18 protein-coding genes and 1 pseudogene are annotated in these 20,103 nt (G+C 62.1%); 9 read left to right on the forward strand and 10 right to left on the reverse strand.

Annotation, left to right across the window (positions count from 1 at the left end; genetic code table 11):
• Positions 1-39: 39 nt before the first annotated feature.
• Positions 40-942 (reverse strand): manganese catalase family protein, encoded by a 903-nt coding sequence (locus PDM28_RS09890; RefSeq protein WP_311184607.1) that lies wholly within the window; start codon positions 940-942, stop codon positions 40-42.
• Positions 943-1,177: 235 nt separating this feature from the next.
• On the opposite strand from PDM28_RS09890, the gene PDM28_RS09895 reads away from it, so the two are divergent.
• Complete coding sequence (locus tag PDM28_RS09895; protein ID WP_311184608.1) at positions 1,178-2,965, forward strand: YbhB/YbcL family Raf kinase inhibitor-like protein; 1,788 nt, start codon at positions 1,178-1,180, stop codon at positions 2,963-2,965.
• A gap of 53 nt (positions 2,966-3,018) precedes the next feature.
• On the opposite strand, the gene PDM28_RS09900 is transcribed toward PDM28_RS09895, so the two are convergent.
• Positions 3,019-3,339, reverse strand: coding sequence for a hypothetical protein (locus tag PDM28_RS09900; RefSeq protein ID WP_311184609.1), 321 nt, complete (start codon positions 3,337-3,339; stop codon positions 3,019-3,021).
• Positions 3,340-4,562: 1,223 nt separating this feature from the next.
• Between PDM28_RS09900 and PDM28_RS09905 the strand changes: the two genes are divergently transcribed.
• From PDM28_RS09905 to PDM28_RS09915, 3 genes are all read left to right on the forward strand, one after another.
• Entirely contained in the window at positions 4,563-5,060 is a 498-nt protein-coding gene (locus PDM28_RS09905; RefSeq protein ID WP_070206169.1) for a YciE/YciF ferroxidase family protein, read from the forward strand.
• Positions 5,061-5,159: 99 nt separating this feature from the next.
• On the forward strand, positions 5,160-5,798 hold the full coding sequence (locus tag PDM28_RS09910; protein WP_311184610.1) for a DUF6766 family protein: 639 nt from the start codon (positions 5,160-5,162) through the stop codon (positions 5,796-5,798).
• Between the two features lie 15 nt (positions 5,799-5,813).
• On the forward strand, positions 5,814-6,362 hold the full coding sequence (locus tag PDM28_RS09915) for a cysteine hydrolase family protein (RefSeq protein ID WP_311184611.1): 549 nt from the start codon (positions 5,814-5,816) through the stop codon (positions 6,360-6,362).
• A 4-nt stretch (positions 6,363-6,366) separates the two neighbouring features.
• Here the strand turns inward: PDM28_RS09915 and PDM28_RS09920 are convergent, their stop codons facing one another.
• Positions 6,367-6,981, reverse strand: coding sequence for an OBAP family protein (locus PDM28_RS09920; RefSeq protein ID WP_311184612.1), 615 nt, complete (start codon positions 6,979-6,981; stop codon positions 6,367-6,369).
• A 40-nt stretch (positions 6,982-7,021) separates the two neighbouring features.
• The gene (locus PDM28_RS19265) at positions 7,022-7,117 is read right to left on the reverse strand and encodes a lipoprotein (protein ID WP_425507652.1); all 96 of its coding nucleotides are present in this window, start codon (positions 7,115-7,117) and stop codon (positions 7,022-7,024) included.
• A gap of 633 nt (positions 7,118-7,750) precedes the next feature.
• On the opposite strand from PDM28_RS19265, the gene PDM28_RS09925 reads away from it, so the two are divergent.
• The gene (locus PDM28_RS09925) at positions 7,751-8,194 is read left to right on the forward strand and encodes a hypothetical protein (protein WP_311184613.1); all 444 of its coding nucleotides are present in this window, start codon (positions 7,751-7,753) and stop codon (positions 8,192-8,194) included.
• A 15-nt stretch (positions 8,195-8,209) separates the two neighbouring features.
• Here the strand turns inward: PDM28_RS09925 and PDM28_RS09930 are convergent, their stop codons facing one another.
• A complete protein-coding gene (locus PDM28_RS09930) occupies positions 8,210-9,373 on the reverse strand; it encodes a zinc-dependent alcohol dehydrogenase (RefSeq protein WP_311184614.1) in 1,164 nt (387 codons plus the stop codon).
• 157 nt (positions 9,374-9,530) lie between these two features.
• On the opposite strand from PDM28_RS09930, the gene PDM28_RS09935 reads away from it, so the two are divergent.
• Together PDM28_RS09935 and PDM28_RS09940 are read left to right on the forward strand one after the other, a co-directional pair.
• The gene (locus tag PDM28_RS09935) at positions 9,531-9,695 is read left to right on the forward strand and encodes a hypothetical protein (protein ID WP_172448051.1); all 165 of its coding nucleotides are present in this window, start codon (positions 9,531-9,533) and stop codon (positions 9,693-9,695) included.
• Between the two features lie 34 nt (positions 9,696-9,729).
• Entirely contained in the window at positions 9,730-10,209 is a 480-nt protein-coding gene (locus tag PDM28_RS09940) for a DUF4126 family protein (RefSeq protein ID WP_311184615.1), read from the forward strand.
• A gap of 156 nt (positions 10,210-10,365) precedes the next feature.
• Here PDM28_RS09940 and PDM28_RS19270 read toward each other — a convergent pair.
• Both PDM28_RS19270 and ltaE read right to left on the reverse strand, forming a co-directional pair.
• Positions 10,366-10,578, reverse strand: a pseudogene (locus tag PDM28_RS19270) (nuclear transport factor 2 family protein); the annotation flags it as partial.
• 86 nt (positions 10,579-10,664) lie between these two features.
• Complete coding sequence (ltaE, locus tag PDM28_RS09945) at positions 10,665-11,693, reverse strand: low-specificity L-threonine aldolase (protein ID WP_311184616.1); 1,029 nt, start codon at positions 11,691-11,693, stop codon at positions 10,665-10,667.
• Positions 11,694-12,080: 387 nt separating this feature from the next.
• Between ltaE and PDM28_RS09950 the strand changes: the two genes are divergently transcribed.
• Complete coding sequence (locus PDM28_RS09950; protein WP_311184617.1) at positions 12,081-12,644, forward strand: fasciclin domain-containing protein; 564 nt, start codon at positions 12,081-12,083, stop codon at positions 12,642-12,644.
• Between the two features lie 180 nt (positions 12,645-12,824).
• On the opposite strand, the gene PDM28_RS09955 is transcribed toward PDM28_RS09950, so the two are convergent.
• The 3 genes from PDM28_RS09955 to PDM28_RS09965 all read right to left on the reverse strand — a co-directional run bounded on the left by PDM28_RS09955 (position 12,825) and on the right by PDM28_RS09965 (position 17,520).
• Positions 12,825-14,204, reverse strand: a complete 1,380-nt coding sequence (locus PDM28_RS09955; protein WP_311184618.1) for an NAD-dependent succinate-semialdehyde dehydrogenase — start codon at positions 14,202-14,204, stop codon at positions 12,825-12,827.
• Positions 14,205-14,388: 184 nt separating this feature from the next.
• A complete protein-coding gene (locus tag PDM28_RS09960; protein ID WP_311184619.1) occupies positions 14,389-16,368 on the reverse strand; it encodes a BCCT family transporter in 1,980 nt (659 codons plus the stop codon).
• Between the two features lie 54 nt (positions 16,369-16,422).
• Positions 16,423-17,520: a hypothetical protein gene (locus PDM28_RS09965; protein WP_311184620.1), complete on the reverse strand. Its 1,098-nt coding sequence runs from the start codon at positions 17,518-17,520 to the stop codon at positions 16,423-16,425.
• A gap of 187 nt (positions 17,521-17,707) precedes the next feature.
• On the opposite strand from PDM28_RS09965, the gene PDM28_RS09970 reads away from it, so the two are divergent.
• A complete protein-coding gene (locus PDM28_RS09970; protein ID WP_311184621.1) occupies positions 17,708-20,062 on the forward strand; it encodes a sulfatase-like hydrolase/transferase in 2,355 nt (784 codons plus the stop codon).
• The last annotated feature ends 41 nt before the right edge of the window (positions 20,063-20,103 follow it).

The following is a 20,103-nucleotide window of genomic DNA, read 5'->3' on the forward strand; positions in this document are numbered from 1 at the left end:
GTCTTATCCTCACATCGTCGTTATCGAAGCGAACGTCGCTCAGGGTTCCCTCGCTGGGCTCTTCGTTGCGCCCGCACCGTCGCCCGTGGCCAGTTCGGCGCCCGTAAGTGGATCTTCTTCCGGATCCGAAAGCGTGCGCAAGCTGACCGCCTCCAACGCCAGCTTCTCGTGCTCAGAGAGGCCGACCGAACAGTCGCCGTCGCCGCCGTCCAATGCTCCCTGGGCATCGCGATCGCTGACCTGCTCCCAGAGATCGCCGCTGTTCCAGCTCCCGGTGGCGTCGCCTTCGCCTTGAGACATGTCCATGTAGAGGTCAGTGAAAGCCGGATCGCCGGGCATCTTGCCGGGCGGGAAGTTGGGGCGAATGCTGTAGAGCGCCTTTTCAAATGACTTCTGATGCGCGATTTCACGTGTCATCAGGAAGCGCAATGCGTCCTTGATGCCCGGATCATCCGTCACGTTGATGAGCCGCTCGTAGACGATCTTGGCGCGTGCCTCGGCGGCGATGTTCGAACGCAAATCCGCAGTAGGCTCGCCTATGGAGTCGACATACGAGGCATTCCAAGGCACGCCACTGGAGTTCACGAGCGCAGGGCCGCCGCCGTAGAGGATCTGTTGCGTGTGACTGGTGCTGTTGCCGCCCAGGTTACGCATGTCCTCCACCTCGGCCATGCCCTCGGACTGCACGGCCTTGGGGCCTTGGTTGAGCATGGCAATGATGGTGCCGATGATTTCTAGATGGCTGATTTCTTCGGTGGCGATGTCAAACAGGAGGTCTTTCCTGCCCGGATCGGTTTCTCCCAGTGCCTGGGTGAAGTAGCGCATCGCAGCGGCCAACTCCCCTTGGGGGCCGCCGAACTGTTCCAGCATCAGGGTGGCAAGGGCCGGGTCAGAACGTTCGACCCGGACGGTATACATGAGCTTTTTATGGTGCAGAAACATGGTGGGTCCTCTGGCGTTGGCTGGGACAACATCGCGTGGGTGTTGCCCAAACGCTACTGGGCAATGCATATGTATGAAGCGAACCTGTCGTGAAGGATTGGCGATGGGCATACCAAAAGCGCACAGCTTTCTTTCACATGTGGTGGTGTCCCTGCTGCGCGCGTGTGCTCGTAACAAGATGCATGCACGCCATTCGCGATCTGTTGATCGTCTTGGGCGGAAGCTGAACGTCCCGATGCGCTTGGACCTGACGATGAATCGATCTGCGCTACTGCTACTCCTGCTAGCCTCCCCCGCAGTGTTCGCCCAGCAGGGTGACGGCACCGACGTCCAGGCCGGCGTGCACACCTTCAAGCCCGGCAAGATCGAGGCTACGCCCAGCCGCATCCAAACCCTGAAGGTCCCGAACGGGTTCCAGGTTCGGCCCTTGGCCCAAGGCCTGCAGAATCCGCGCATCATTGCCGTTGCTCCCGACGGGCGAATTTATGTATCGCGGCGCGACCAGGGCGATGTGCTGCTGCTGGAAGACCAGAACGATGACGGCGTTCTCGATGCAGAGCCGAAGGTCGTATTCACTCGGCCGGGCTCTCACGGGTTGGCCGTCGCGAATGGGATGTTGTATGTGGCCACGGTGAATGATGTCTACCGGGCTCCCATTCGACCTGACGGCACGTTGGGGCGGGAGGAGCGGATCATCAGCGACCTGCCCGACGGCGGGCAGCATCCCAATCGGACCTTGGCGTTCGGCCCGGACGGGATGCTTTACATCAGCGTCGGCTCTTCCTGTAACGCCTGTAATGAAACCAACCCTGAGCACGCTACGCTGCTGCGCGCTTCGCCGGATGGCAAGACCCGCTCCATCTTCGCCAGCGGATTGCGAAACACCATCGGCTTCGCGTGGGATCCCAAAACCGGCGAGCTGTGGGGCATGGACCACGGCATCGATTACCTGGGTGACAACGAGCAGCCCGAAGAGCTCAACCGGATTCAGAAAGGCAAGCAATACGGTTGGCCCCACATCTGGGGCAAGGATGGAGAGAACCCGCAAAGCACGCCGCCGGGGCAGATCAGCAAGAAGCAATGGGCGGCGATGAGCGAGCCCATGACGCTGGGCTACACGGCCCACGCGGCTCCGATGCAGTTGGTGTTTTACACCGGGGCGCAGTTCCCCGCCGAATTTCGCGACGATGCGTTCGTGACCATGCGAGGCTCCTGGAATCGTAAACCCGCCTCAGGCTACGAAGTGGTGCGGATACGCTTTGAGAACGGAAAGCCGGCGGGCGTTGAGCCGTTCCTGACCGGATTCCTGGCTGACGCCGGGAAGTCGCACATCGCGCGCCCGGTTGGCCTGGCCGTGACCAAGGGCGGCGCCTTGCTTGTCGGAGACGACGCCAACGGCATGATCTATCGTGTGAGCTATGGCACCGGACCGTCGGCGGCCGCCGAACCCACGATCGTGCCTGGCGACGTGCTGATGGCCCAGGTCAAGGACGGCTCTGGGGTTCCCTTGGTGCTGCAACGCGTCGGGCAAGCCGGCAATGCCAGCGTCAGTTCCCCCGCCTTCGCCGAAGGCCAACCCCTTCCGCCGCGCTTCAGCGCCTACCACGACGATGCTTCTCCGCCGCTGTCGTGGACGCCGGTGCCCAACGCAAAGTCGTATGTGCTGATCATGGAAGATCCGGATGCTGCGGAACCGAAGCCGTTCGTCCATTGGGTGGCGTACAACATTCCGGTGACGGCGAACGGCCTGACGGAAGGGCTGCCCACGGATCCGAGGCTCCTTAAGCCCGCGGGAATGATGCAAGGCATCAACAGCCGTGGTTCGGTGGGTTACTTCGGGCCCAAGCCGCCAGTCGGGGACCCGCCCCACCATTACCACTTCCAACTGCTGGCGCTGGACGCGATGCTTGAGCTGAAGCCTGGGGCGTCGCGTGATCAGGTGCTGCAGGCGGCCAAAGGACACGTTGTTGGAAGTGGCGAAGTCGTAGGTACCTACCAGCAGAGCGACCCACCGCTGAAGTAATCAAGTTTCTCCATCCCGGGGCGGCGACTCCGCCGCCCCGTTCGGCGCAACCGTCATCCAGGCAGGCCCAACTTCCAGCTGCCGCCGGTCTTTTCGAATCGGACCAGGAGCTTGGAGAGCGCCTCGGGTGACGGGTCGGCGGCAAGCACCATTACCCCGGGGCCGGTGCCCAGATACATCCGCCTTCCCGGCTCAATGCCCAGTCCACGCATCCACAGCCCCCTCGCCTTCAGACAAGGAATGGTTGGGCAGCCAGGGTATGTTTCGAGCCCGTCATGATGAAGCGCATTGATCATTACGCTCTTCGGCGCGCGCCAGAAGCCCTTGAGAAGCGCTCGTTGCTCGGGGGTCATGTTAGTCCAGTCGTCGTGCATGATGGTTCTCCTCTGTGTTCTCCCTCGCCGGGATGGCGAGGGAGTCGGGAGGTTCAGAACCGTGACAATCGAGACGGTGCGACGTATTTCCGCGAGGGTGTTGCATTCCGCCACCCTCCCGACACAGGTCGTACAACTTGCTTGTGATTGTCGGGTTCTGACACCCAGGAGACACCATGCGACCGCCGTGAGCGTACTGGAAATCGAATTCCTCTATCACCGGGGCCGCACGTCAGCGCGGCTTCAAAAAGCATGTCGCAATAAGATCAGTTGGCAGAGATTCGTGTGCTAGCGCGCATTTACCAAGGCACTGGGTCGCAGTTACGGCTGACAAGCGCATACGAAGCGCTCCCTTCGATTTCACTTCGAAGCTGTCGCTACTGGCACATGCCGCGCAAACAAACCCAGAATTCACTGCTTGACCTGGCATAGCATCACACTGGCTATCGCTACGTACTCGGAAAGAGGCCTCATACCCATCAACTTGAGCGGAATCTTCAACTTCGTCTGGAACCCAAGCTCGGTGATTCAGTCGTATCTGGGACGGGGCGCTCCGAGAATTCAGGTGGAGCTTCCCATCTAGTCGATCCCTACTCCGCCCTGCACCGCTGCCAGCCACCAGAAGGTGACGAGACCTGTTCCCACCCATTCGGCAGCTTGCGCATCGCCTGGCCACCCACACATGCGCGCCCTGACTTTGCCGCCGCTTCGCTCCCCAATGCAGGCAGGCGGACCACGTCGTCAGATGGGCCAGGGCGCCCGGCGCGATGCGCCTCGCCTTGGAGCGCGCTCGCTTCCAGTCGGTCGCAGTAGAGCTTCACTCTCGGATCCGGGTGATTGGGCCACCGATACTGCTCGCAGTTGAAAGGCGTGGTGGTCTTCGACATGGAGTTGTAGGCCGCCTTTGGCACGACTGGCGCAGGCTTGGGGCTGGGCCCTTTGGCGGTGTGCATCTGCGCGGCCGCTGTCGACGAAACCAGCAACCCCAAGGTGATCATTGCCAAACGTGCGTCCATGTAGCCCCCTTTGTCCTACCCCGATTCTGCATGCATCAGGGCTGGCCGGACAAGGGTTCCATGACCCGGTTAAACGGTTTGACGCTTTGACAGTGAGGAAAACCCGGATGCCACGTGAAGAAAACCTCTTCGCCTGAGCATTTGGCTTCACGGTCCTTAAGCATCGCCGGCGCCAACCTATAAGCCCTTCCACCAGAGGATCGATACATGGCGATTAAAACCCTTGAAGAGCTGTTCGTCCACGAGCTTTCCGATATCTACAGCGCAGAGAAGCAGCTGACCAAGGCGCTTCCGCGTTTGGCTCGGGCGGCAGAAAATCCCGACCTGGCTGCCGCGTTTGAGACCCACCTTGAAGAAACGCAGGGTCAGATCGAGCGCATCGACCAGGTAGTCGAAGTACTGGGCATCCGCCTCAAGCGCATCAAGTGCGCAGCCATGGAAGGGTTGGTCGAGGAAGGCAAGGAAGTCATTGACTCGGTTGACAAGGGCCCAGTGCGCGACGCTGCGTTGATCGGTGGCGCCCAGAAGGTGGAGCATTACGAGATTGCCTCGTATGGCACCATCGCGGCGATTGCCAAGCAGCTTGGGTACAAGGACGCGCTGCCGCTCCTTCTTGAGACCTTGGAGGAAGAGAAGGCAACCGATGAGAAGTTGACCCTCCTGGCGAAGTCCGGCGGTAACGCCAAGGCCGCCCAAGCGGCGTGATGTACACCTTGGAGGGCGGCACAGGATGCCGCCCCTCCACTCAACTCGTACTGGAAGGGCAAACGCCGCGTCGCTTGGTCAACTCTGGCCCGTATGCTCATGTGTAAACGTAACGGTTTATCCATCGTGCTGCTCCTGCTCCTTCTCTGCTTCCTGGGCGGGCAGGTGTGGACCGGCTTTCTGGCGCACAATCAGGAGCTCGCGGACGCACACCGTACATCGTTGGACCTGTGGGAGTACCTCCAGAGCGGGCACTTCGTCAGCGCCACGTTCGAGAACTGGGAGAGCGAGTTCCTCCAGATGGGCATGTATGTTCTGTTGACTGTCACCCTTCGCCAGAAGGGGTCCGCTGAATCCCGGCCACTGGACGAAGCCCAGGAAGAAGAACGTGTTGAGCCTGGTCCCACCCCGTGGGCCGTCCGCAAGGGGGGGCTCTGGAAGGCGTTATACGGCCACTCCCTGGCGATCACCTTCGGTGCCCTGTTCGTTATGAGCTTCTCCCTGCACCTGGCGGGCAGCTGGCGTGCGGAGGTCGAAGAGCAGCTGGCGCTGGGACAGCCCGCCCCGACATGCTGGGAACACCTCTGGAGCAGCAGCTTCTGGTTCGAGTCCTTCCAGAACTGGCAAAGCGAATTCCTGGCGGTACTGTCACTTGTCATCCTGACCATCTTCCTGCGTCAGAAGGATTCACCCCAGTCGAAGCCACTGGCCGCCCCGCATAGCCAGACAGGCGATTAGGAGGTCGGAAGTTACATGAGTCAGTCCACCCCTGCGCTTCTGATCATCGACATGTTCACCCTGTTCGACTTCCCGGAAGCTGACCATGTGAAGCCAAGGGCCCTGCAGGCGGCCCGGAGCATCGCAGTCCTCGCGCGGCGCTTTCGCGAGCGGGGTAACCCCGTCATCTATGCCAATGACAACTTTGCCAACTGGCAGATGGACTTCAAGGAACTGGTGTGCCTCTGTATGGCGACGGAAGGCGCATCTTCTGAGATTGCCAAAGTGCTGCAGTCTCAGCCCGGTGACTACTTCGTGCTCAAGCCCAAGCATTCTGCCTTCCTCGCCACCCCGCTGACCGTGCTGCTTGCCAAGTTGGGGGTCAGCGAGCTCGTCGTTGCAGGAATGACCGCCGAGTCCTGTATCGCCGCCACCTGCTTCGATAGCAATGCCAGGGAGTACGACACGATCGTGGTGCAGGAGGCGGTGGCTGGCATAGGTTCACTACGAAAGACCGCGTTACGGCTCCTGGAGGATTCAAAGGCGGCGCGTGTCCTTAAACTGGCGAGCTATCTGCGCCGCTGAGGAGTCAAGGCCCACTACCGTGAGCATGTTCGCCGGTCGGGTCGTGGATCTGGATCACCCTGCCCTTTTGCCAAGCGTCTGCCGCCGGATCAATGGCGGGGACGGGAATATCGGCGCGACGTTCTCGCTTGTCTTCACTGCTGACGCCCAGCCGAGAATCGCGGGCTGCGACCATCGCGGGATCGGCTTGACCGTCGGCCGTGAAACCCATCATCAACTGCGGCATTCCCCGGGGTAGATCCTTGTCGAGATCGGTGTGCCAGGTATGCCAGGTCTTTCCATAAGTGTGAACAAGTTCTTCCATAAGCTCATGCTCGGCCAGCTCTGGAATGCCTGGTGCGACCAGCTGCCCCGATTTCACCTCATGGACGTGGCTATGCCAAAGCGCCTTCTCCTGCTCTGATAGCCCGGCGAACAGCTTCTCAGTGATGATGTACTCCACACCCATCAGCTTGGCGTCTTTCACGTTGCCATCGTAGATCGTGCATTGGATGACATCCTCGTTCAGGATGGCGCAGTAATGGTGGGCCTCCATCTGGACCGTCATCTGACCGTTGTAGAAATGAAATCCATCCAGGTAGGCGTTGACCGCGTCGATGGGGGGGCGACTCTGAAGCAACGCCGCGCCCGTCTCCAGGACCTTGGTCTTGGCGGTTTCCTCAGCCCCGGGGGGCTTGGACGTTGGACTCGGTGTTCCCGCCTCCGCAGGCGGTCAAGGCAAGTGCTGCTGAGGCGGATAAGATCGATCGGCGCATCTTGCTTCACGCCCAGACCGGTTTCAGGGCGGCGGACGACGTGCGAACGACTGCAGGTGCATACGCCATATGGCCGGCAGCTGCGATCAGATCAAGTAGATGGGATGCAACCGGGCTACCCGCTTTCGGAACCCCGATGAAGTGGACCCATGAACCCTCAACTTCCACTCGTGTTCGACCAAGCTCCGGGGACGCACTCAACAGTGCCTGCAGGTTTTGGATCCACGCCTCGCAGGGGATCGCGTCCAGCTGAACTGCGGTGGTGGCGTCCCCCACGTATAGATCTGCCATTTCAATTCTGGTCACTCGCGGCGCCGCGGCCCGAAACTGTGGGTATGCACTCATAACATCGTCCTGGGAAAAACTGGAGTACGAATATCCGCTCGTCAGGTGGCACAGCGCGTCATCGCGGCGTAGACGGTGCGTCAAATGATTCGTCCGCTCGGTGGCGTTCTCAGGAAATACACATCGCCGTGCGCGTTGGATCTCTAGAATTCGCCCCAGCGCCACCGTTGGCCCGCATGCAGGAGTCACGATGAACCGTTCTTCCAGCGTAGTCGCCGATAGCGATTGTCCGCCGTGGACGTGAGCGGGTGGCATCTGCTGTACCTGGTCTGGCTGTCTGCAGGGAGCATGGACTTTGTACTGCACAGAGCCAGCAGCATTGAAACAACCTCAGGACTGAGCGAATCCAGACTTCACTTGGTTCAGATTTGGATTCTCGGGCTTGCAACGATCCTTTGGCTCTGCTTCCGGGCATCCCCTGCTCTATTGACGATTCTCCTGATCCTGGTTTGCAGTCATGCCGTCACAGGCTACTGGGACACGCGGGTGGCCTATCCAACCCGGGCAATCCGCCCCGTGGAGCAGCACGTTCACAGCATTCTGGACATCGCTCCGTGGGTGGCGGTGGGCGCTGTTTATTGGTTCATGCCGGACAGGCACATGGGGGCTGCTCTTACATTTGAGCCAGCCCCACTTGCCATGTGGCTGTTTGCCATCGTGCCGGCGTTGCTTCTCACGGTGTTTCCTGCACTAGTTGAGTTTCGACGCTGTCTATCGTTCCGCGCCCTGTGATCGCAAGCGTGTCTCTCAGGGAATGAGAATTACCTTGCGGCAGTCCTCCTCCTTACGGTCGAAGAGTTCGTAGCCGCGTACGGCCTCTTCGAGCGGAAGACGATGGGTGATGATCACGCCCGGGTCGAGTGCGCCTTCCCCGATGTAGTCAAGCAGCTCAGGCATCAGCCCCTGCACGTGGGTCTGGCCCATCTTGAAGGTCAGGCCCTTGTCGAACGCGTCGCCCAGAAGGAAGCCGTGCAGGAAACCCGAATACACGCCAGGGATGCTCACGGTGCCGCAGCGGCGGGTGGCTGCGATGCACTGGCGGATCGCAACACCGCTGCTGCCTTCCACCTTCAGCGTGGTCAATGCGGTTTCCAGAGCGCTACCTTCGGCTTCGAAGCCCACCGCTTCAATGGAGGCGTCCACGCCGCGCCCATTGGTCTGGGTGACGATGTACTGCGCCGGGTCTTCGATCTGACTGAAGTCCACCGGGGTCACGCCGTAGGTCTGCGCGGCGAATGCCAGGCGGTATGCCAGATGGTCGACCATGAAGATGGTTTCGGCGCCCAGCAGGCGACAGCACGCCGCCGCCATCAGGCCCACCGGGCCGGCGCCGAAGATGGCCACGGTAGATCCCGGCTTGACGCCTGCGTTGATCGCGGCCTGGTAGCCGGTCGGCAGGATGTCCGAAAGGAAGAGTACCTGTTCGTCGGGCAGCGCATCCGGCACGCGCAGCGGGCCTACGTTTGCCTTGGGAACCCGCACATATTCAGCTTGCCCTCCTGATACGCCGCCATACAGATGGCTGTAGCCAAACAGCGCGGCCGGCGAACGGATCCCTTTCTGGTTTACCGCTGCGCCCTTGCCGGTATTCGTGGTCTCACATGCCGCGTGTTCAGCAAGCTTGCAGTGGAAGCACTCGCCGCACGCGATGACGAATGGCACCACCACGCGGTCGCCCGGCTTCAGGTCGGTCACTCCGCTGCCTACCTCTTCCACGACGCCCATGAATTCGTGACCGAGCACGTCGCCGGTGTGAAGATCGGGGATCTTTCCGCGGTACAGGTGAAGGTCAGAGCCGCAGATGGCGGTGGCCGTGACGCGCAGGATGAGGTCGTCGGGTGCTGCCAGGGTAGGATCCGGGACCGTGTCCACCCGAACGTCTTTGCTGCCGTGGTAGGTCAACGCGCGCATCGGGCGCTCCTGTTTTCGTGATAAGTACAACAAGAAATACCCGCCATTGCGTTCCCGGTCGGTGACTGCTGTGTAGTGGGGATGTGGACTCCATCAAGACGCTGCGCTCATGGTTGCAGGCTCAGCATGTACATCACCCCAAACCTTGGAGCGATCCATGACCAAGTTACCTCTCAACCCTGGTGCGGACGTGGCTGATCAGGACAAGGCGCACACTCCTGACAAGCTTCGCAACGACGACGCTACATGGAAGGACAAGGACATGCCGGAGTCGGAACACACCGCCAAGCCTGAAGACTACGAGCGTCCGCCGAAGCCGTAAGGCAAGGGACCGGTTCCATAGCCAGGAGAACCAGATGGCCTTGATACATTCGATCTTGATGGGAGCAGTGGCCGGGATGCGTGCGATGACGCCCTTGGCTGCGGTGACCAATGCCGCCCGGAGCGGAAACCTTCCCTTCGATAATGGTGCGCCGCGCCTACTCTCCAACAACCTGGCCTCGGCAGGCATGCTTGCACTGGCGGGCGGTGAGCTGATCGGCGACAAGATGAAAACAGCGCCTGATCGGATCGTGCCAGCGGGCATGGTGGCGCGGGTTGCGACCGGGATGATTGCCGGCGCGGCCCTTGCGCCCCATCGGCACAGAGGGCTGGGCGCACTGTTGGGCGCTACCGCCGCAGTTGGCATGGCTTATGTGACGTTCGATCTACGCATGCGCGCGATTGCCAGGTATGGACAAACCAGCACTGGCGCCGTGGAAGATTCCATTGCGGTTGGAAGTGCCGCACTGATCACCCAGGCTGCAAAGGGTGGCAAGCGGAGACGCCGCTGGTAAGCCGATTTCAGCAGGCAGCAAGCAGCACGACGAGTTTGGCTCAGGTCTGGGCGACGACAGAACCGCCCAGCACCTGCCAACCGATGTCCGTCTTGACCCAGAGCCGGCAGTACCTGAAGCGACCAGAGAACGCCGTGCAATCGATGGTTCCCGATAGTGGGCTGCTACGGTCGTCACGGCGACCTGGTCCCGCACCGTGACCTCCACGGAGTCCCACTCGGCCAGCGTCAGCTTCTGCCTGCCGGAGCGGTGCAACGCCAGATCGTCCTGCTTGTGAAAGACATCGCCAGACGGCCCCACCAAGATCAGGTCGTCCGCGATCAGTTCATCCAGTGCTTCCACATCACTGGCGAGCATCGCCAGGCGCAACGCTTCCTCGTGCTACCGAACATCAGATTCCATTCGACCTCCTGAGTGGGGGCATCAGAGAACGTCGATCGAATACAGTATCTGGATCACCCAGCCACCACGTTCCGGATCACCGAGACGGTCCTGTCGAGGGCGTCACGGTCGATCTGCCAATGGGTCACCAGTCGCATCTTGCCGCCGTACGCACCGTTGGCTCGGATGCCTGCTGCTTCCAGGGCGTCCATCAGCTGAGGCATGTCCACCCCATCGGGCAGCGCGAACCAGACCATGTTGATGTGGACGTCATCCATGTCGACGTTGATGCCTGGCACTTCGGCCAGTCGCTCGGCCAGGTACCTGGCATTGTCGTGGTCCACGTCCAGTCGCTGGGTCATTTCAGTGAGCGCAAGGATGCCCGGCGCGGCGATGACACCTGCCTGGCGCCATCCGCCCCCCAGTAGCTTGCGGTTGTAGCGGGCGCGTTTGATGAAGGCCGCCGGGCCAGCCAGGATGGAGCCGACCGGTGCGGCGAGGCCCTTGGAGAGGCAGCACATCACTGTGTCCACGTGCTGGGTGATCTCTTTTACGTCGCACCCCAGATAGGTGGCGGCGTTGAACACGCGGGCACCATCCAGGTGGATGGGAACGCCGTGCTTTTGTGCGATAGCGGCGGTGGCCTCCATCGTGGCCAATGGGATCACGCGGCCGTTGCCGTGCGCGTTCTCCAAGCAGATTAGCCCGGTGCGGGGGATGTGGATGTCCTCCCCTACCCGGATGCGGGACTCGATCTCGCTGGGCTCCAGGAGGCCCTGCTTGCTGGCAATCGTGCGCAGCTGCACGCCACTGATCACCGCCGCAGCGCCGTTTTCGTGCCAGACCAGGTGTGAGTCGTCGCCGGCGATCACTTCGTCGCCGCGGCGGCAATGGGTGAACACGGCCAGCTGGTTGCCGAAGACGCCGGTTGGGACGAACAGCGCATCTTCCTTGCCCAGCATCTCGGCAGCGAGGCGCTCGAGCTGGATTACGGTGGGATCGTCCTGGTAGACGTCGTCCCCCACTTCGGCTGTGGCCATGGCTTGGCGCATTGCGGGCGTGGGCTGGGTGACGGTGTCGCTGCGCAGGTCGATCCACTGCATTTCGGAACTCGCTGAATGTGGGTAGGCGTGGCCCCTTGGGGGCTTGGGACATTCTAGAGGATGCGATCGCTTGGTCGCATTGGGTTCTGGGCGCGCATTGGCATTCCTGAGCGTTGCTTCGTTCGGGGTCATGCGTTACCGGGGTGGTTGGGCTATCGGCAGTCGTCTGGGGACCGACTCTACCGGCGGTGCTGGGCGGTGAATTGCTGACGGCAACGTCCACGCAGCGTGGTTTTGTTCTTCTTGTTAGGGCGCTGTGAACATGGCCCCTGAATCCAGGCGCGTTGGCGCTTGTTTCTTTTTTACGCGCCAGCTGCATCCAATCGACTGGTTGGTGCGTAGGTATCAGGGCACACCGTTGTGCGCTCGAGATAAGAGGACATACACATGTACAACTCAATTCGGCGTTTGGCTATGGCTTCGTGCATTGCAGCAGCTTGTCTGGCTACCGTCAGCGCTTCGGCTGCTGAGAACCCCATGGTTGGCGGCGCGGCCATGTACCCCAACAAGACCATTGTGGAGAATGCTTCGACTGCCAAGAATCTCACCACCTTGGTGGCTGCCGTGAAGGCGGCTGGCCTGGTAGATACCCTGTCCGGGACTGGGCCGTTTACGGTGTTCGCGCCTACCAATGATGCGTTCGCGAAGCTGCCCAAAGGCACGGTCGATACGCTTCTGAAGCCTGAGAACAAGGCGAAACTCACCAAGATCCTGACCTACCACGTGGTGCCTGGCACGCATTCCGCCGCAGAGCTCACTGCTGCCGCCAGGAAGGGGGGCATGGCCAGCATGTTGACGACGGTTGAAGGCGAGAAGCTTACGGTCAAGCTGTCTGACGGCAAGGTGTGGCTGGTGGATGCGAAGGGTGGGAAGGCGGCTGTGACTACTGCGGACGTAATGCAGTCCAATGGTGTGGTGCACGTTATCGATACGGTTTTGATGCCCAAGTAGGTGGGCGTGGGCGGGGGGGGCTGATGGCCCCTGCCCCTTTTTATTTGCCGGCCGTCTTTGAGACGGCCGGCGCTGTTCGGCCAGGCAGGGCCTGGCTCTACCGCGTCAGGATTACGCGTCATCCCGCAGGGCCACGCGGCGTCGCGCGGGTCACGCGGGGTTATGCGCGATTGCGTGGGATCACGATGGGATCTTGATGGACTTTACGTTCACGAATTCCTTCAGGCCTTCCGGGCCGTGCTCGCGGCCGTAGCCGGAGGCTTTGACGCCGCCGAAGGGGAGCGCCGGCGAGGCTACGTCGAAGGTGTTAATGAAGACCATGCCGGTGTCGAAGTATTGGGTGGCCAACTCGCGGGCACGTTTGACGTCCCGACTGAAGATGCCGCCGCCCAGGCCGTAGCGACTGTCGTTGGCGATGCGCATTGCATCTTCATCGTCCTTGGCGCGGATGATGGCCGCGGCTGGACCGAACAGCTCGTCTTCGTAGGCCACCTGGCCCGGTGCCACATCTGCCAGAACCGTGGCTGGGTAGAACCAGCCAGTGCGGTCGGGTACTTCACCGCCCACGACAAGGCGCGCACCCTGCGAAATACTTTTCGTGACCTGCTCGTGCAGCTTGTCGCGCTGCGCCTTGGACACCATGGGCCCCAGCTGCGTGTCCGCAGCGTTGGGGTCGCCCATCGTTACCGCTGCGAACTTCCCAGCGTAGGCAGTGACGAATGCGTCGTAGTTTTTCTGGGTCACGATGAAACGCTTGGCGTTGACGCAGGTCTGGCCGTTGTTGAACAGGCGCCCTTTGACGCAGGTTTCCACGGCAAGGTCCAGGTCGGCGTCGTCCAGGACCAGATAGGCATCGTTGGAACCCAGTTCGAGTACCGTCTTCTTCAGCGACTCGGCCGCCTTGGTTGCCACGGTGCGTCCGGCGTCTTCGCTGCCGGTCAGTGTGACCGCGCGCACCAGATCGTTCTTCACGATGTCATTGGATTGGTCGTGGCTGATCAGCAGCACGCCGAACAAGCCCTTGGGCAGTCCCGCACTTTCGTAGATATCACGCAACAGAAGCCCGCTGCCAGTGCAGCTCTCCGCGTGCTTGAGCAGGACGCCATTGCCGGCCATCAGGCTGGCGATGGAGTAGCGGATCGCCTGGTAGGCGGGGAAGTTCCAGGGCTGAATGCCGTAGACCACGCCGATGGGGCAATGGGTCACGATGCCGGTGGCGCCTTCCACGTCGCGCTCCTCATCGGCGAGTACGGAAGGGCCCTGTTTGGCGGTGTATTCGCAGATGGCGGCGCAGAGCTCGACTTCGGTGCGGCTGTCTTCGATGAGCTTGCCGACCTCGTTGGTCATGAGCTGGGCGAATTCTTCCTTGCGGTCGCGGAGTTTCGCGGCAATGGACGAGATGACGTTCGCACGCTCGTCAAGGCTGCGCAGGCGCCACTGCAGGAAGGCTGCGTGGCTGGCCTTCACCACGCCGGCGGCTTCGTCATCGGACAGGTAGGCGTACGTTGCCAGTACTTCTTCGGTGAGCGGGTTGATCGTGTTCAGTTGCTTCTTGGACATGGAAACGGGTCCTTCACTGCATGGGGGAAACGATCAAGTGATGGTCGTTGCCTTGCAGTTCCCATGCAGTGAATTCCCCGGCCGCATCCCTCACCGGGGATTCACCCCGTCCTGGAACTTCGGAGCGGTGCAGCCCGGGATGCGCAGATGCCGCCCCGGAGGGCGGCAGCTGCATTGTGTTGGATCAGGAACGGATCCTGTCCAGGAACTGGCGATGACGCTCGTACTGGTCCAGCACGTCATGGATGAGCTGGACCTTCGTCCATCCCATCACGTCGTAGTCCTGCCCGCCTTCGCGCAGATAGACCTCGGCACGATAGTGGCGCGTGCCTTCGGCCAAGGGGCGACGCGGGTCCTGCAGGGCAAAGGTCGGGGCTTCGTAAGGCTGCGGCCGCACCGAGTAGAAGAAGTCCATTTCCTCGCCATGGCCAACCTGCAGCCACGCCCGGCCGTCGTCGCCGCGTGAGACCTGGACCGGCAGGTCCTGCTTGCGCAGTTCGGTGGCCACCTCTTCCAACGCAGGCACCGCGCACTGGTCAATGAACCCGGTCACTTCGATCTTCAGCGGGTTATGGGCCAGCAGGCGCAGCCGGGCGCGCCAGTCTTCACTGGTACCAGGCAGGATGCGGGCCTCGCGCAGGATGGAGCGCTTGGTGGCATCCAGATGCATCGCCTTGAGCAGCCCCCAGCACATCAGGATCATGATGACGGTGAACGGCAATGCGCTGGCAATGGTGGCGGCCTGGAGCGATTCCAGCCCGCCTGCCACCAGCAGTGCAATGGCCAGTCCGCCCACCAGCAGTGCCCAGAAGATGCGCTGCCAGACGGGCGATTCTTCCTCGCCCTTGGAGGTCAACATGTCGATCACCAGCGCGCCCGAGTCGGCCGAGGTAACGAAGAACAGCGCTACCAGGATGACCGCCAACGACGAGGTCAGCAGGGTCAATGGCAGGTGCTCCAGGAACTCGAACAGCGTCATGGAGCTGTCCGAGGACACGGCCTGCACCAGCTGTTGCAGCCCCTCCTCCCTGACCATGTGCAGCGCGGTGTTGCCGTAGATGGTCATCCACAGGAAGGTGAAGCCCAGCGGCACCAGCAGCACGCCCACCACGAATTCGCGCACGGTGCGGCCACGGGAAATGCGGGCGATGAACATTCCTACGAACGGCGACCAGGCGATCCACCAGCCCCAGTAGAACAGGGTCCAACCGCCCAGCCAGCCGGTAGGCTCATAGGCGTACTGGTTGAAGGTCATGGAGAACAGCTGCGAGACGTACATGCCGGTGTTCTGCACCAGCGTCTGCATCAGGTGCACGGTCGGGCCACAGACCAGCACGAAGGCAAGCAGCGCGGCGGCGAGGATCATGTTGATCTCCGACAGGCGGCGTACGCCGCTGTCCAGCCCGGCAATGACCGAGCCGGTGGCCACCAGCGTGATGACGGTGATCAGGCCGACCTGGACCAGCGTGCTCACCTCCAGGCCGAACAGGTAGCTCAAGCCGGCATTGATCTGCATCACCCCCAGGCCCAGCGACGTGGCCAGGCCGAAAATGGTGCCCAGCGCGGCGAAGGTGTCCACCGCATGCCCGAGCGGACCGTAGATGCGATCGCCAATGAGGGGGTACAGCGCCGACCTGACACGCAGTGGGAGGTTGTGCCTGTAGGCGAAGTACGCCAGCGACAACGCGACAACAGCGTAGATCGCCCACGCGTGGATGCCCCAATGGAAGAAGGTAATCCGCATGGCCTGGCGGGCTGCGGCGGCGGTCTCGGGCGTGCCGACCGGTGGCGTGGCGTAGTGCATGATCGGTTCGGCCACGCCGAAGAACATCAGGCCGATGCCCATGCCTGCGGCAAACAGCATGGCGAACCAGGAGCCATAACTGTAGTCCGGGGTACTGTGGTCCGGCCCCAGTTTGATGCGGCCGTAGCGACTGATGGCAACGCCGACCACGAATACAAGGAAGCCGGCCACGGCAAGGATGGTGAACCAGCCCGCGTCGTTGGCCGCCCAGGTTTTGGCAGCGGTGAACCAGCGGGTGGCGACGGCAGGCGCGAAGGCGGCCAGCGCGAGCAGCGCAATGACGATCGCTGCGGTGGGAATGAACACCTGCGGAAGGATCCGCTGGCGAACGGGGGGATGGTGCGGAGCCGGGCTCTGCATGGCTACCTCCGTAGACTGGAATGTGAAAATCGAGGGCCCCGGAACGGGGCAGGATTAGAAATAGAATCCGATGTTGAGGTTCAACCGCGAATGCCAGCGCGACGGTCCGCCGTCATCGATGCCGATGCCGTCGCCGCCTGCGAACCACATGTTGCGACCGGCGATCCAGTCGACATAGGTGAGCATGATCCCCTTCTGCAGGCTGCATCCGGTCACGTTCTGCCAGGAGTCGCGGACCCCGGCGGAATGACCGACCGGGCGGGTCATGCTGAGGTTGTTGTAGCAGGTCAGATCGTCGAGCCAGCCGCGCTGGCCAAACGAATAGGCCACGTTGGCGCTGGGCACGTCGGCCTCTGCCGCGATTTCGAACGGGGCCTGGAACGCAGACAAGGCAATGCGCTCGCCGGGGATGTCGTAGCGGTACCGGGCCCACTGCAACTGCGTGGTCCAGCCATCGCGCTTCCACTGCATGTGCACCGCAGCGCCCTGGTGGTCATGATGGCGGCGGGTCTGGGTGTTCTGGACCTTGCCGGCAAAGCCGGAGGCGCCGATCAGCAGGTCGCCGCCGGCCCAGTCCAGCGAGCGTTCCACGCGTGCGTTGAGGCGCTGCCGTTCCCGATAGGGTAGCGCGTCGGTCTGCGCCACATCGAAGGAATACCGGTCATAGCGCGCGCCGGTCCCGTATTCATCTCCGAAGAACCAGCCGGCATGCCAGGTGATATCGCCCTGCTGGTGGGTCACCACCAGGCCCGGATCGTAGTCGTCTTCGATGCCCAGGTAATAGCCGGAGCCGAACCAGAAGCTCTGCGACACCGTGGGCAGGAGCCCGAACGGCACCTGCTGGATGCCCGCTTTCAGCTGGGTCTGGTCGGAAAACTTCCAACCTGCGTACGCATGGTGGACCGCGTCGAACCCGTCGTACCATCGGTACTGGGCGGAGAAGGACAATCGGCCGACGCCCGCATCGACATCTGCACGCAGCAGCTCAAGCTGCAGCCGACTGGTGGGGCCGTAATCCAGCCACCCGTAATTGAATCTGACCGCGCCCCCGGGATCGAAATAGGGCGCATCGCCCCGGTCTTCTGCGCAGGCCCCGGAAACTGGCGCAAGGCCCGCCAGCGCGGTGGTGATGAGGAAGGAAAGTGCTCTCACTACGGTGTCTGTTGCCCCCATTTTCTGCGAATGAAAGCCCTCTAGTTTAACGCGATCTGTACGGAAGCGTCGGATGGCCCCACATTGAACCGAAACAATACTGGCCAGCGACGGTAGAACTACCGACGCTTTGGCGTGACGCAGCGGACAGACTGGGCACCTGACTCCCCTCTGCGAGAACAGCACCATGGCGCTGAAGGAATACAAGACCGGGCAGGCGTTCCCCGGCGTGATCGGCAGGACCTTCGACGTCTCCGAACCGGCCTGGCCGGCGCCCTTGCGGGCGAAACAGGGCGCACCCAACGTCCTGTTCATTGTGCTGGATGACACCGGCTACGGTCAGCTCGGTTGCTACGGCAGCCCGATCAACACCCCTCATATCGATGCGCTGGCCGCCGAGGGCCTGAAATTCAGCAACATGCACACGACGGCGCTGTGCTCCCCTACCCGCTCTTCGCTGATCACCGGGCGCAACCACCATTCCAATGGCATGGCCTGCATCACCGAAGGATCCATGGGCTACCCAGGCTCCAATGGCGCCATTCCGTTCGAGAATGGCTTCCTGTCTGAAATCCTGCAGCAACGCGGCTACAACACATACGCCATCGGCAAGTGGCACCTGACGCCGGCCGAGCAGACCTCGGCTGCAGGACCCTACGACCGTTGGCCGTTGGGCCGTGGCTTCGAGCGCTATTACGGTTTCCTGGGAGGCGACACGCACCAGTACTACCCCGAACTGGTCAGCGACAACCACCAGGTGGAACCGGAAACCACGCCCGAGCAGGGTTACCACCTGACCCCGGACCTGATCGCGCGGGCGAAGGCGATGATTGCCGACTCCAAGCAGGTTGCGCCGGACAAACCGTTCTTCATGTACCTGGCGCTGGGCACGGCACATGCGCCGCATCACGTGCCGCGCGAATGGGCCGACAAATACAAGGGCAAGTTCGACGCGGGCTGGGACGCCTATCGCCAGCAGGTATTCGAGAAGCAGAAGGCGCTGGGCCTGCTGCCGGAGAATGCCGTGCTGTCGCGCCATGATCCGGACGTGCAGGACTGGGATTCACTCGGCGCCGACGAGCGCCGGCTGTACGCGCGCATGATGGAGGTGTTCGCTGGCTTCCTGGAACACGCCGACCATCATATTGGCGACCTGATGGCCTTCCTGAAGGAGCTGGGCGAGTACGACAACACGCTGGTGATGTTGATCTCCGACAATGGCGCGAGCGCCGAGGGCGGTCCCACCGGATCGGTGAATGAGGGCAAGTTCTTCAACAACGTGCCCGACAACCTCGAGCAGAACCTCGCCGCGATCGACGACATCGGCGGCCCGAAGTACTTCAACCATTATCCGTGGGGCTGGACGCACGCAGGCAATACCCCTTTCCGTCGCTGGAAGCGGGAAACGTATCGCGGCGGTGTGTCCGACCCGTTCATCGTCTCGTGGCCCAAGGGCATCAAGGCGCGCGGCGAGCTGCGTCGCCAGTACTGCCACGCCATCGACCTGGTGCCGACCGTGCTGGACGCGCTCGACATCGAAGCCCCCGAACGGATCCGCGGCGTGACCCAGTCGCCGATCGAGGGTTTCAGCCTGAAGGGGTGCTTCGACGACGCAGAGGCCCGCTCGTTGCATGTCACCCAGTACTTCGAAATGTTCGGGCACCGTTCGCTGTACCACGATGGTTGGCGCGCGGTGTGTCCGTGGCCGGGCACCTCGCTGATCGAGTCGGGACGCCAGTTCGGCGATCCCATCGACTACGACACCCTCATCCAGCTCGATGCGCATGGATGGGAGCTGTACAACATCGACGAGGATTTCTGCGAAACCCACGACCTTGCCGAGCAGGAACGGGATCGCCTGATCGCGATGATCGGCATGTGGTACGTGGAGGCGGGCAAGTACAACGTGTTGCCGATCGACAGCCGAGGCACCGCACGGTTTGGCGAAGAGCGGCCGCAGATCTCGGTGGACCGGAAGAAGTACGTGTACTACCCCGGCACCCAGATGGTGCCCGGCAACGCCGCGCCGCGTGTGATCAACGTCGCCCACTCCATTTCGGTACACGCGGTCGTGCCGGAATCCGGCGCCGAAGGAGTGCTTCTGTCGATGGGCGGCAATGACGGTGGCTTCTCGTTCTACGTGCAGGACGGGAAGTTGACCTACGGCTACAACTACGTGGCCGACCAGCGCTTCAAGGTGCAGTCCGAGTCGCCCGTGCCGAGCGGTGAGCACATCTTCAGTTTCGAGTTCACCCCGACCGGCAAGGCCGACATCGCCAAGGGCAAGGGCGTGCCGGCGAACATCAAGCTGTTCGTCGACGGCGAGCGCGTGGGTAACGGCGATCTGCCGGTCACCATCCCGCTCCAGCTCGGTCTGGCTGCCGGCGTGGCGGTCGGGGCCGACACCGGCGCGCCGGTGATGCTGGACTACCCATCGCCGTTTGCCTTCACCGGCAAGGTCAAGAAAGCCCTGATCGATATTTCGGGCGACGCCGTGGAAGACCAGGAGGCCAAGATGCGGATGTACCTTGCCCGCCAGTAGTACTTGATACGCATAACTGTCCCTTTACCTGTTCCGTGGAG

The sequence above is a fragment of the Stenotrophomonas aracearum genome, assembly GCF_031834615.1.
Taxonomy (GTDB): Bacteria; Pseudomonadota; Gammaproteobacteria; order Xanthomonadales; family Xanthomonadaceae; genus Stenotrophomonas; species Stenotrophomonas aracearum.